5 protein-coding genes are annotated in these 14,734 nt (G+C 33.6%); 3 read left to right on the top strand and 2 right to left on the bottom strand.

Annotated elements, in window-relative coordinates; all coding sequences use genetic code 11:
• Nucleotides 1–101: 101 nt before the first annotated feature.
• On the top strand, nt 102–2,381 hold the full coding sequence (locus tag V7P59_RS00175) for a cation:proton antiporter (RefSeq protein WP_333807484.1): 2,280 nt from the start codon (nt 102–104) through the stop codon (nt 2,379–2,381).
• 84 nt (nt 2,382–2,465) lie between these two features.
• Here V7P59_RS00175 and thiL read toward each other — a convergent pair whose 3' ends face one another.
• Together thiL and V7P59_RS00165 are read right to left on the bottom strand one after the other, a co-directional pair.
• Nucleotides 2,466–3,512 carry a thiamine-phosphate kinase gene (thiL, locus tag V7P59_RS00170; protein WP_333807482.1) on the bottom strand — a complete coding sequence of 349 codons (1,047 nt, stop codon included), beginning with the start codon at nt 3,510–3,512 and terminating at the stop codon, nt 2,466–2,468.
• A 91-nt stretch (nt 3,513–3,603) separates the two neighbouring features.
• A complete protein-coding gene (locus V7P59_RS00165; RefSeq protein ID WP_333807480.1) occupies nt 3,604–4,053 on the bottom strand; it encodes a regulatory protein RecX in 450 nt (149 codons plus the stop codon).
• A gap of 139 nt (nt 4,054–4,192) precedes the next feature.
• On the opposite strand from V7P59_RS00165, the gene V7P59_RS00160 reads away from it, so the two are divergent.
• Together V7P59_RS00160 and V7P59_RS00155 are read left to right on the top strand one after the other, a co-directional pair.
• Nucleotides 4,193–10,291, top strand: a complete 6,099-nt coding sequence (locus tag V7P59_RS00160) for a choice-of-anchor D domain-containing protein (RefSeq protein ID WP_333807478.1) — start codon at nt 4,193–4,195, stop codon at nt 10,289–10,291.
• A gap of 114 nt (nt 10,292–10,405) precedes the next feature.
• On the top strand, nt 10,406–14,695 hold the full coding sequence (locus V7P59_RS00155; RefSeq protein ID WP_333807476.1) for a M43 family zinc metalloprotease: 4,290 nt from the start codon (nt 10,406–10,408) through the stop codon (nt 14,693–14,695).
• The last annotated feature ends 39 nt before the right edge of the window (nt 14,696–14,734 follow it).

The raw sequence follows: 14,734 nt of genomic DNA, 5'->3' as shown, positions 1-14,734 counted from the left end.
ATAAATAAAGCACTTTTTTACAATGTAGATTTTCCAAAGAGGGATATTTAGAAATTTGTTTCAAACAATGAAAAAGTATTCTAACCGAAACAAAAAGAAATATGAAAAATTACAAAAACAGCATTTTCTATATCGTTATCATTGGATTTTTCTCGTTTCTAATGTATTGGATTTTCAAGCAAGGAAAAATTCTTGAAGATGGTAATGTACATGAGAAAATTTCAGAAAATTCAAATTGGCAAGACTTTATAGTTTCGCTTACACATAATTTACAACATCCATTGGCGATTTTGTTAGCCCAAATTGTGACCATAATTTTAGTAGCCAAACTTTTTGGTTGGATTTGCCGTAAAATTGGTCAACCTTCTGTAATTGGAGAAATTGTTGCTGGAATTATGCTTGGTCCATCATTTTTTGGACACTATTTTCCAGAATTTTCAGCATTATTATTTCCGTCAGCGTCTTTGCCAAATTTGCAGTTTTTGAGTCAGATTGGTTTAATTCTTTTCATGTTTGTTATAGGAATGGAATTGGACTTAAAAGTGCTTAAAAACAAAGCCCACGATGCAGTAGTTATAAGTCATGCGAGTATTATTATTCCGTTTGCTTTAGGAGTTTGTTTGGCGTATTACATTTATACTTCTTTTGCGCCAGATGGTATTCCGTTTTTGTCTTTTGCTTTGTTTATTGGAATTGCCATGAGTATCACCGCTTTTCCCGTTTTAGCTCGAATTGTCCAAGAACGAGGATTACATAAAACGAAGTTAGGTGCTATGGTTATAACCTGTGCTGCAGCTGATGATATTACCGCTTGGTGTTTGTTGGCAGTTGTAATTGCCATTGTTAAAGCAGGTTCATTTGTGAGTTCGATTTATGTGGTTTTGCTTGCTGTGGCTTACGTTTTCTTAATGCTAAAATTTGTTAGACCGTTTTTAAAACGTGTGGGCGATTTGTATGCTACGCAAGAAAAAATGAGTAAACCCGTAGTGGCTATATTTTTTGTAACACTTTTAACTTCGTCTTATGCAACAGAAGTTATCGGAATTCACGCTCTTTTTGGGGCATTCATGGCAGGAATTATCATGCCTGATAATATGAAGTTTAGAAATATTTTCATCGAAAAAATCGAAGATGTTTCCATTGTTTTATTATTGCCTTTGTTTTTTGTTTTTACAGGTTTACGTACAAAAATTGGATTAATTGATGACCCTTATTTATGGGAAATTACAGGTTTCATCGTCTTGGTTGCTGTTGCTGGTAAATTTTTAGGAAGTGCATTAGCAGCGAGATTCGTTGGTCAAAATTGGAAAGATAGTCTTACTATTGGTGCTTTGATGAATACTCGTGGATTAATGGAACTAGTGGTTTTAAATATTGGGTTCGATTTAGGGGTTTTAACTCCACAAGTTTTTGCAATGATGGTAATTATGGCATTAGTAACAACTTTTATGACGGGTCCTGCTTTGAGTCTGATTGATAAACTATTTAGTTCTTCTTTTGTTTCTGAAATTACGGATAAAATTATAGAACAAACTAAGTTTAAAGTTTTAATTTCTTTTGGGGATTACAATAACGGAAAAGTCTTAACTCGATTAGCTCATTTTTTTACGAAAAAGCAAGAACAAAATTCACTATTAACAGCCATGCATTTATCATTGGCTAATGAAGTAAATCAATTTAGTATAGAGGAATACGAAAAAGAAAGTTTTAATCCTATTTTAGCCACTTCCCAAGAATTAAATATTAATGTTAATACCTTATTTAAAGTTTCAAATGATATCGATTCAGATATTTGTAAAGTGGCCAATCAAGGAGAATTTGATTTGTTATTGATTGGATTAGGTCAATCAATTTACGAAGGAAGTTTGTTAGGCAAAATTTTAGGATTCACAACTCGAATCATTACACCAGACCGATTACTAAACACGTTTACAGGTAAAGAAAATTTATTTGAAGAAGATATTTTTGATGAAAGAACACGCTATATCATCAATAAAACGGAAGTTCCTCTAGGGATTTTAATTGATAAAGACTTCGAAAGGGCAGGAACCGTTTTTATTCCGATTTTTGATGAAAAAGATATTTTTTTAATTCAATATGCAAAAAAGTTAATCTACAATAATAACTCTCAAGTTTCAATGTTAGATGTAAGAGATATTGTAAAGAATAACACCGAGTTAAAAGAAGAAATTAGAGCAATAGAACAAGTAACACCAAATCATATTGCAATTTTGAATGATAAGAAAATAGATAAAGATTTTTTGAAATCTCAAGACTTGATGGTGGTAAGTTTAGAAAGTTGGAAAAAGTTAGTAGAATCTAGAAGTATATGGTTAGCAAGTACGCCTTCAACACTGATAATTCAAGATGCAAAAATTTAGTTTAGGTTAATTGTTATATTCAAAAACCCCAAATTTCAATTGAAATTTGGGGTTTTATATTTTCTAAATTCAGAATTCTAAATTCTAACTTTCAAGAGCATTCCAGCCTCTTGCTTTTAATTCAATTTTCGTATTGGCTCTTGTGATTAAATGATTTCCTTCGGTAGCGGCAACCATGTGTCCGATTACGGTAAAATTTGGATTGCCTTTGATTTTGTCAAAATCTTCCATTTTAATAGTGAAAAGCAATTCGTAATCTTCACCACCACTTAATGCTACGGTTGTGATGTCTAAATTAAATTCCTCACACACATTTATCAATTGTGGATCAACTGGAATTTTCTCTTCGTATAAATTACAACCTACATTACTTTGCTTACACAAATGTAAAATTTCCGACGATAAACCATCCGAAATATCAATCATAGCGGTTGGTTTTACTTCTAATTTTGCTAAAAGTTCTTTGATATCGGTTCTGGCTTCTGGTTTTAATTGACGTTCGATTAAATACGTGTAATCATCTAAAACCGGCTGGTTGTTTGGATTCACTTGAAATACTTGTTTTTCGCGTTCTAATATTTGCAATCCCATATAAGCTGCACCAATATCGCCAGAAACGACCAATAAATCATTTTCTTTTGCGCCATTTCTGTATACAATATCTTCTAAGTTTGCTTCTCCAATAGCGGTAATGCTAATAATTAATCCTTTTTGCGAAGAAGTTGTATCGCCACCAATTACATCTATATTATAAATTCTAGATGCTAACGTAATTCCTTCAAACAATTCTTCCAAAGCTTCCAAAGGGAAACGATTCGAAACTGCTATTGAAACTGTGATTTGAGTCGGAGTTGCGTTCATCGCACAAATATCCGATAGATTAGCAATCACGGCTTTATAACCCAAATGTTTTAACGGCATATAAGCCAAATCAAAATGAACACCTTCTACTAATAAGTCAGTGGAAATTACCGCTTTTTTATCGCCAAAATTCAATACCGCAGCATCGTCACCAATGCCTTTTAATGTCGATTCTTGACTAATAGTAAAGTTTTTAGTTAAGTGTTCAATTAAGCCAAATTCGCCTAATTGCGATAAACTCGTTCTTGATTGGTCTTTATTTTCTAACATGGATTATTTTTTTTGCAAAGATAGGGTTAATGTGGCAATTTGACGATTTGCCTTTAAGTTAATTGTTTTAATTGGTACATCGACACATTGGCTAATTGTCTAATTCTTTAAGCTTCTCATAAATTAAATTCGTTTCATAGCCTTTACGAAGTAAGAAATCGACAAATTTTTTGTTCTTTTTTTGCCCTTTTCGTTCTGTGATATTGTTCCAATGTTTTTCGGCTAACTGATGAAAATTTTCTAAATAGGTTTCTTCTGAAATTTCTTTTAAAGCGCTAGTAATAATTCGAGACGAAATATTTCGGAATTTTAATTCATTTACAATGCGATTTTTACCCCAAAATTTATAGTTGTGTTTGCCACGAACAAAACTCTGTGCAAAGCGTTCTTCGTTGATAAAATTATTTTCGATGAGATAGGTAAGAATTTCTTCTTTTTCTGAAATTGGTAGAGAAAACGAATACAATTTTTCTTCCACTTCCTTATAACAGCGCTCTTGATAAGCACAGAAATATTCCATTTTTGAATAGATTTCTTTCAAGGAAAAGGAGGTTTTGTTAGTTTTCAATTCGTTAACAATTTAATAATGTAGTAAATATTTCATATTCAAAAAATTATGAATTACATTTGTTGGCTTTTTTTAAAGCAAAAATTTAACCCCTATTTTTGTTTTCAAATTTATGAAATTAAAATTACTTATTATTACCCTTTTCTGCTCGGTGGTGAGCTGGGGGCAGGTTAATTTGGCTGCTGGTGGAACTTATAATCAAAATTTTGATGGATTAGGTACCACAAACATTACGACTTACACAAATAACACTACTTTGACAGGATGGTATATAACCACCACTGGCTTACCAATTAATACTGGAACAAATAATGCAAATTCATGTTATAATTTTGGGGTTTCAGGGACAAACCCATTGTCAGATAGGGCTTTAGGAGCGATATCTACAGCGACAACTCATAGATTTGGGTTAAGATTATTGAATAATGGAGCCTTAGATATTACCTCTTTTGATATTTCTTTTACTGGTGAACAGTGGAGATCATTTAATGCTGGAAATTTAGTTTTTGAATATCAAACTGGAGCGACTGTTACATCTTTAACAGCTGGAACATGGACTGCTCTTACATCTTTAAATTTTTCAAGTATAGCAACTAGTGGAGGTGCAGCAATGGACGGGAATGCTCCAGCAAATAGAACAGTTCTATCTGCGAATTTAACTGTAAATGTACCCGCAGGTACTGAAATTTTCTTTAGATGGTCAAGAATAGGGTCGAGTAGCCCAGGTTTAGCTATTGATGATTTAAGTATTGTTGCTAATGGCGGTTGTTCATCAGCAGCTATTACCACACAGCCTGCTACTACTGCTCAAAATCTTTGTCAAGGTTCGGCAGCTACTGTTTTGTCAGTTACCGCCACTGGGACAAGTTTGACATATCAATGGTATAGCAATACCACGGCTACAAATTCGGGAGGAACAGCAGTTGGAACCAATAGTGCATCTTATACTCCAAGTACAGCTTCTGCTGGAACTTTGTATTATTATTGTGTGGTTACAGCAGCTTGTGGAGCCTCAGTAACTAGTAATGTTTCTGGAGCAATTACAGTAAATGCTATTCCATCTGATCCAACAGGAAGTATTACGGTTTCTGCAAATCCCTCTTGTGGATCTGCCACATTATCTTATCCGGCAGGTTTTTATTGGCAAACTAGTGCAACTGGGACAAGTATAGCTAATCCAACGTCGTCAAATTATATATTGAGTACAACAGGAACTATTTATGTTCGTTCTTTTAACGGAACATGTTGGAGTACAAATTCTATAAATACAGGAACAATTACAATTAATACTCCGGTTTCAATCACATCGCAACCAGCAAATAGCACTATTTCAGATGGAGCTAACACCACATTTGCTGTTACAGCATCAGGAACAGGTTTAGCGTATCAATGGCAAGTAGATACTGGTGGAGGTTTTGTTAATTTGATTAATGGAGCATCCTATTCCAATGTTACCACAGCTACTCTATCAATAACTAGTGCTACTTTCGCTATGAATGGGTATCAATATCGATGCGTAGTAAGTGGTGCAACACCATGTACAAGTGTTACTTCAAATGCTGTAAGTTTAACAGTTAATCCTGTTCCAGAAATTAATGTTACTGGAAATGGTGTTACTATTGTAGATGGTGATACAACGCCATCTTTAACAGACGATACTAACTTTGGCAGTATCACAGCAGGTTCAAATATTACTAAAACATTTACCATCCAAAATACAGGATCTGGAAATTTGAATGTCACCGCTATTGCTATGTCAACAGGAACTGTTTTTACGGTAGGAGGAATAACATTACCAGCTACTATTTTGCCGTCGAGTTCTGCTACTTTTACAGTTACATTTAATAGTGCTGCAGCAGGAAGTTTTACAGATACGGTAATTATAACTAATAATGATTCAAACGAAGCGAGTTATGATTTCAGAGTAACTGCAACTTCACTTTCAGCAGCTTGTACCGAGTTATTCTTTTCGGAATATATGGAAGGTAGTAGTAACAATAAATATGTTGAAATTTACAATCCAACTGCTTCATCAATAAATTTATCAGGTTATGATATTGTTATTTATGCAAATGGTAGTTCAACGGTAAGTTCAACAATAACGCTATCCGGAACAATTGCTTCTTATGGAACTTTTGTAGTGGCTAATCCAAGTTCAAATGCAACAATTTTAGCAGGTGCAAATTTAACTTCCACAAGTGTAAGTTTTAATGGAGATGATGCGGTTGCTTTGAGAAAAGTAGGGGTTAATATTGACGTTATTGGTCAAATAGGTTTTGACCCAGGAACAGAATGGGTTTCCGGAGGAGTTTCTACTTTAGACAATACCTTAATTAGAAATTTTGCTATTCAAATTGGTGATTCCAATGGATCAGATGCTTTTAATCCAGCAGCAGAATGGACAGGTTATGCAACAGATTATATTGCAGATTTAGGAACTCATGCAAATTCATGTGCACCTCCAATGCCAGAAATTAATATACAAGGAAATGGAACCAATATAGTTTCTGGTGATACTACTCCATCAACTACAGATCATACCGACTTTGGAACCGTTTCAACTGTTTCAGGAACAATAACAAGAACGTTTACTATTCAAAATTTAGGAACAGCAAATTTAAATTTGACAGGTTTAAGCCCGTATGTAGTAATTTCTGGAGCTAACGCAGGTGATTTTTCTGTAACTACAATTCCTTCCAATAGCATTGTTGCTTCTGCAAGTACTACATTTCAAATTACGTTTGATCCATCTGCAGATGGGTTAAGAACAGCAACAATTAGTATTGCTAATAATGATAGCAATGAAAATCCATACACATTTGCAATTCAAGGAAATGGGATTAGTGCACCCGTTATTACAAGCGTTTTAACTGCTAGTGCTGATAATGTAAATTCATTTACGTATCAAATTATTGCAACTAATAGTCCTACATCATATAATGCAACTGGATTACCTTCAGGTTTAAGTATTAATACAACTACAGGACAAATTTCTGGTATTCCAACTGTAATAGGGGTGTATAATGTAACTATTTCCGCTACAAATGCTGCTGGAACAGGTAATGCGACTTTACAAATTACTATTGTTGCCGCATGTTCCTTAACAACTTTTGAATCTGCTACAAAGGCATCTTATATAGCTGATAATATTGTTAGCGAAGGAAAAGACTGGATTTTAAGTGAAGCTTTGATTGGGAATACTGCTTCTGATTATAGAATTGGAAATAACTCAGTAAGAATGAGAGCAAGTGCAAGTGCGTTTGTGGAATTAAATCAGCTACTTGCTACAGGTTTAAGCACCGTTTCATTTTCACATAGAAGATTTGGTACAGATGCTATTGCTGCAGTTTTTGCTGTTGAATATACTAAAGATGATGGAAATTCATGGATAGAAATAGGAACAATTACTCCAAGCGCTACGGTTACAACTTTTACTTCTACCGTAAATCAAGCTGGACCAGTACGCTTTAGAGTTCGATTTAAATCGGGTACAACAGATACTAATCATAGATTTAATATTGATAATATAGAGTTGTGTCCATTTGATTCTCCAAGAGAAATCGAGGTGTTCAGTAATAATACTTCAATTTTAAATGGTAGTATTCAAACAAAAGTTTCAAACAATACATTATTTTCAACTAATTATTTTGTTGGAAATCCAGCTATTATTAAAACATATACAGTTACAAATAGAGGAGAAAACACCTTATCGCTTTCAGGCTTGAGTTTGACTGGAGATACTGATTTTGTTCTTTCTGGACTTTCTGCGACTTCTTTAGCTAAAAATCAATCGGCTACTTTTACAATAACTTTTAGTTCAACAACTGTTGGAGAAAAACAAGCCGTTATTTCCATTGCAAATGACGATAGTGATGAAGCGCCATTTACATTTAGAGTAAATGCTTTTGTGTTCAATTATAATCAATGTTCACTTCAAGCAAAAAGCGTTATTGCTATTCAGAATTTCGAAGATGTTCCTGCTACTCCTACATTAACATATACGCAAACTGGTGGAACGGTTAATGTTGTAGGCGGTCAAGAGTTTGGTGATAATAGAACTACTAAATCCAATATGTTTGTTGGGGCGAAGAGTTATCAAGTAACAGGCAGTACCACTTCTAATACAATTACGTTCTCTTCAATTAATACTTCTGGTTATTTTAATAATGAATTGAACTTTAGAATTGGTGCCTATGCAACTACTGCTTTAGAAGGTATGGAAACAGCAGATAAGGTAATTGTTTCGATAAGTATTGATAATGGAACTACTTGGAGTGACCAAATTGCTATTACTGGTTTTAATAATGCAATTTCAGATATTGTAACTTCTACTGGAAGCGAGCAAGTAGTTGTTTATGATGGTTCTTTGTTAGAAGGGAAGCGATTTGGAATGAGTGAAAACTCTACTAATACATTTAGTAATTCGTTTAGATTGACAAATTTACCATCATCTTCACAGTTAAGAGTAAGATTTACTATTAATGCTGATAAAGCATCAGAAAAATGGGCTTTAGATGATGTTGTTTTGTATGGGCAATTACCACAGTTAGCAATTTGGGATGGTACATCATGGTCGGCAACACCAACAAGTTCAACGAAAGCAATTATAAATGGCAGTTATAATACTGGTGTAGGTGGAGTTCAAACAAGTTTTGAAGCTTGTAAATGTGAGGTCAATGCGGCACTGAATATAGCAGGAAATACGTATGTTGAAATTCAAGATGATTTAGATGTAAGAGTTTCTGGTTCTGTATTTGTTCAAAATAACGGTTCGCTTATTCAAATAAACGATTATGCATTAAATTTTGGAAATATAACATACCAAAGAACTGCTTTAGCAAGAAATTTAGATTATGTTTATTGGTCTTCTCCTGTGGCTAATTTTAATGTTGGAGGTATACCAAATAACTATCGTTATTTATGGAATACTACAATTGCAAATTCAAACGGTGGTCAAGGGGCTTGGGTTAATGCTTCTGGAAATATGGTTATTGGTAAAGGATATATTGCCAGAGCAAGTAATGGTTCTACCACTGCAATTCCATTAACTGCTACATTTTTAGGCTTGCCCAATAACGGAATTATAACTCTTCCAATAAGCAGAGGAACATACACAGGAGCTGATTATTTAGGAACTAACAATACGGTGATAACAAAATATAGTGATAACTGGAACTTAGTAGGTAATCCATACCCATCGGCAATAGATGCATTAAGTTTTTTAAATGCTAATACAAACATTGAAGGTGCAATACGAATATGGACTCATGGAACATTGCCTTCATCAAGTACCTCAAATCCATTTTATGGTAGTTATGCTGCAAACTACACGCCATCCGATTATATTACTTATAATGGTTTAGGAACAGTAAGTGGACCTACTGGTTTTAATGGTAAAATTGCCGCGGGTCAAGGTTTTATGATTAATATGTTAGATGGTTCTGCTGCAACAGAAAATATTATTTTTAGCAATTCATTAAGAAGTAAAAGTTATAATAATGGTCAGTTTTACCGAAATTCTTCACAAAATTCGGATTTAGAAAAACATAGATTGTGGATTGACATTGTAAATACTTCCAACAATGAATCCGATAGAACACTTTTAGGTTATATTGAAGGAGCAACTAATAATAAAGATAGAATTTTTGATGCTTTCACAGGAGTAACTAATTACATGAGAATATATTCGCTTTTGGAAAATGAAAAAATGACGATTCAAGGAAGAACACTTCCCTTTACTTCAAGTGATATTGTTCCTCTAGGAGTTTATATTTCAAATAGTGGTAATTACTCTATTGCAATTGCTGAAGCTGATGGTATTTTTATTCAAGACCAAGCGGTTTATTTAGAAGATAAACTCTTAAATATAATTCACAACTTAAAAGTAAACCCATATTCATTTTCTTCTGTTGCTGGTGAGTTTAATAATAGATTTGTTTTACGATATACAAATGAAACTTTAGGGAATGATGATTTTGTTACTTACGATTCTGTATTAATTTCGTCTTCACAAGCAATTACAATTCAATCTACAAAAGATAGAATTCAATCTGTTAAGGTGTTTAACATTTTAGGTCAATTATTGATTGACGAGAAAAATATTGATGCAACATCTTTTGAAGTAAATTCGATTCAAAAAAATAAGGTGCCATTAATTATTCAAGTTGTACTTGAAAATGGCAAAAAAGTTGCTAAGAAATTGATTTACTAAAGATTACAGAAAAGCACTTAAAAAGCGGTCAAATTTGACCGCTTTTTTTTGTTAAATTCTTATAGAATTAACAGAATCGTTTTATATTTGCTTTACCCAACAAATCTATATAAAATGAAAAAAAGAATACTAGCTTTATGCGTAGTGTTTTTTTTTAATAGTAATTTATGGTCCCAAACGAATTCATCTTCACCAAAGAAGGCTGAGGCTTCGCGTGCTGTAACTACTTTAGAAAAAAACAAAAACCCCCATTTTTCCCAAAGCGTAAATCAAGCAAGACAATTTGCTCCTAATGGAATTGTAAAGTGTACCACTGCAGAGCATAATCAAGAATTACAGCAAAGAGGTTTAGCTCCTACAGATGAACAATTTGAAGCGTGGTTAGCTCCTAAAATTCAAGAATTAAAATTAAGAAGACAAACAAATCCTAATGAAGTTCAAGGTGTTATTACAATACCTGTTGTAATACATGTTATTCATAATGGAGATGCTTATGGAACAGGAGAAAATATTAGAGACGAACAAGTTTTGTCTCAAATTCAAGTTATGAATCAAGATTTCAGAAGAATGTCAGGAACTCCCGGATTTGGTCCAGGGGTTGATGTTGAAATTGAATTTTGTTTAGCACAAACCGATCCAAATGGAAATCCTACAACAGGTATTAACCGTGTTAATCTTGGTATAGCTTCATTTGATAGAGCAGGTGTGGAAGGTAATTTAAAACCTAATACTATTTGGGATCCTACGCAATATCTAAACATGTGGACATGTCGCTTTAGCGGTGATTTAAATGGTGTTTTAGGATATGCACAATTTCCAAGTGCTTCTGGATTAGCTGGATTAGCAGCCAACGGAGGTGCCGCAACAACAGATGGTGTAATCATGGCATATAATGCCTTTGGTTCTTCAGCTATTTATCCAGCAGGATTATATTTAGCACCTTATGACAGAGGAAGAACAACTACTCATGAAGTAGGACATTGGTTAGGATTGAGACACATTTGGGGAGACGGAGGATGTACAGTAGATGATTTTTGTGCCGATACTCCAGTTGCTGGAGCAGCTAATTTTGGTTGTCCTACAGGTACAGATTCTTGTCCAACAAGTCCAGGTTTAGATCAAATACAAAACTACATGGATTATACGGATGATACATGTATGGATCGTTTTACACAGAATCAGAAAGAAAGAATGTTAACCGTGATGTCGGTTTCACCTAGAAGAGCCTCTTTAGCAAGTTCAACTAAATGTCAAGCTCCAGCTCCTTTTATACAATTTGGTAACACGACAGGGAGTATCATAGAAAGTACAAATTGTAATTACGTAGATGTAAGTTATCCGGTTACAATTGCTAGAGCCGCAACAGCAAATGCTGAAGTTACATTTTCAGTAACAGGTGGTACTGCAACACAAAATATCGATTATCAAATTGTAACACCTTCAGTAACTTTTCCTGCTGGAACAACTGCTCCTCAAAACTTAGTTGTGCGATTTTTTAATGACGGAATTATAGAGTCAAACGAAATCATCATTATTGATTTAGTTTTGAATGCAAATGGAGGAAATGCCGTTTTAAATAATGCCGCTAAAACAATTACTATAACCATTCAAAATGATGATTTAACTCCAGTTTCATCACAAGTTGTAACTTTATTAACGGAAGACTTTGAAGATTTAACAGGATGGTTAGTTTTAGATCAAGATGGCGATGGTAATAATTGGGGAATAGTTAACGGATTAAATGGTCTGGGAACGGCACCTAATACAATCGCTGGAAGAGCAGGTTATTCGGCAAAAAGGCTTAATTATTTTGGAACAAACAGTACTGTAAATCCAAACAATTATTTAATTAGTCCACAAGTTACCATTCCAGCTAATGCAACTAGCGTAGACTTATCATTTATTGCAGCAGCTTATGATGATGGTGGACCTGTTAGAAATGCAGGCGATCTGTTAGTCTATTTTACGACAAATATTACCAATCAAGCTACCATTCAAGGAGGAACTTTAATTCAAACTGCTTTAGTAGTCAATGAAAACACTTCACTGCTTAGGTCATATAATTTAAATGCTTTAGCTGGACAAACAGGTTATTTAGTTTTCAGACATGCTAATGCAACCGCTAATAATGTTGGTTTATTACTTATTGATAATTTGCAATTAAGTGCAACTGTAAGTGTTGATGTTCAAACAGAGATTAATTTGGCAACAGCCTACAACGCATCTTTAAAATCAAGCGGAACCCTGTATGCTACAGATTCGTCAACCGGAAAAGTTATGTCAGGAATTACGGTAAATACTGGATTTGACTATGGTTGTACAACTATTTATGTAGATAGAAGTAATACATCTGTTGGTGGAGCATCATCTCTCTTTACAGATCCACTTGTTGCAAATGCCGTAATGTCTAAAACGTATAGAGTAACATCACAAAATGATAATCCAACAGGGAATTATACGATTTCCTTCTATTACACTCAGGCTGAAGTTGCAGCGTGGGAAGCAGCAACAGGAAAATCAAGAAATGATTTATACATTATCAAAGTAATTAATAATCCAATTAGCGCTGTTAATCCTTCAAATTTTGGAACTTTTACAATAGAATCGCAACCCGTAACTATGAGTTCTTTTGGAACAAATGTTGTTTTTCAAGCTACTTTTAGTTCACCTTTATCTGGCGGATATGCATTGGGTCCTCAAACAACCATTATCAATTGTGGCGATGTAACTTCAACATGGAATGGAACTTCATGGAGTAACGGAACACCATATAATAAAATTGTTGCAATTATTAATGGAAACTATAATACTACAATTAATGGAAGTTTAACATGTTGTAGTCTAACCGTCAATTCAGGTAATGTTTTAAATATTGGAGCAAATACAAATGTTACGGTTACTGGCGATATAACTGTCAATGGAACTTTAAATGTTTTAAATAATGGTTCGTTAGTTCAAATAGAGGATACTGCAGTAAATACTGGAAATATTACTTATGAAAGAACAGTTTCGATTCGTAAAAATGATTATGTGTATTGGTCATCACCAATAAGTAATTTTAATGTGAATGGAATTTCTCCTTTGACTAATACCTCTTTTATTTTTAAATGGAATCCAACAATTTCAAATACAAACGGAAGTTTAGGAAATTGGATGGCGGCTACTGGTGAAACAATGGTTTTAGGAAAAGGTTATATTGTTAAAGGACCAGAAAATTTTACCAATACCGCTCAAAACTTTACTGCAACTTTTATGAATGGAGTTCCAAATAATGGTGTAATAACTATTCCTATTTCTAGAGGAAATTATACAGGTGTTAATTACAATGGAGCTAATGGAACGCAAATTACAAGATTTGATGATAATTGGAATTTAATAGGTAATCCATATCCGTCCGCTATTCGTGCTTTAGATTTCTTGAATTTGAATACAAATATTGAAGGGGCAATACGTTTGTGGACTCACACCACTTTACCTTCATCTGCCATTTCTTCTCCTTTTTACGGAACATCTTCTTCTAATTATACCCCAGCCGATTATATAACTTACAATGGTTTGGGAACAGTTAGTGGCCCATCAGGATTTAATGGATATATTGCGGGTGGACAAGGATTTTTTATTCAAATGAATGATGGTGCTGCCACAACACAAAATGTTACATTTAATAATTCATTACGAAGTGCTTCTTATGCTAATAATCAGTTTTATAGAAGTGCAACTAATGAAAATGCAGATTTAGTTGCTTCAAGAATTTGGTTAGACATAGTTGATAGTAACAATAATTCCGATAGAACTTTAATAGGGTATACAGAAGGAGCAACAGCAGCTAAAGATCGTCTTTTTGATGCTGTTACAGCAGTTGGACTTTCAATGAAAATTTACTCTTTAATCGAAAGTGATTTGATGACCATTCAAGGGAAATCATATCCTATTGATGTAAATGATGAAGTAGCATTAGGGGTTAACATTCCAACTAGTGGTAATTACTCAATTGCTATTGCTGCATTAGACGGAATTGCTTCAGATTTGCCCATTTATTTAGAAGATAAAGCTTTAAATATTATTCATGATTTAAGACAAAATCCATATTCGTTTACATCCAATGTTGGTCAGTTCAATGATAGATTTGTCTTACGTTACACTAATGAAACACTTGGAAATAATGATTTTACTACAAACAATCAAGTAATCGTAATTTCAAATAATACTATTCAAGTAGTTTCGAATACGACTTCAATTAGTAATGTGAAAATTTTCAATGTGGTAGGGCAATTACTTTTAGATTCAAATACGTTAAATTCAAATACATTTGAAACGTCTAAAATTCAAAAAAATAATACGGCTTTATTTGTTCAAGTAACGCTTGATAATGGAGCTAAAGTAATTAAGAAAATTATTTTTTAAACTTAAAAGAAAATTATTCAAAAGCCTAATCAATTAAAG

Source organism: Flavobacterium sp. (assembly GCF_036782315.1).
In the GTDB taxonomy this organism is placed as follows: Bacteria; Bacteroidota; Bacteroidia; order Flavobacteriales; family Flavobacteriaceae; genus Flavobacterium.
The sequence above is the reverse complement of the archived record's forward strand: the minus strand, read 5'-3'. Positions and strand labels throughout refer to the sequence as shown.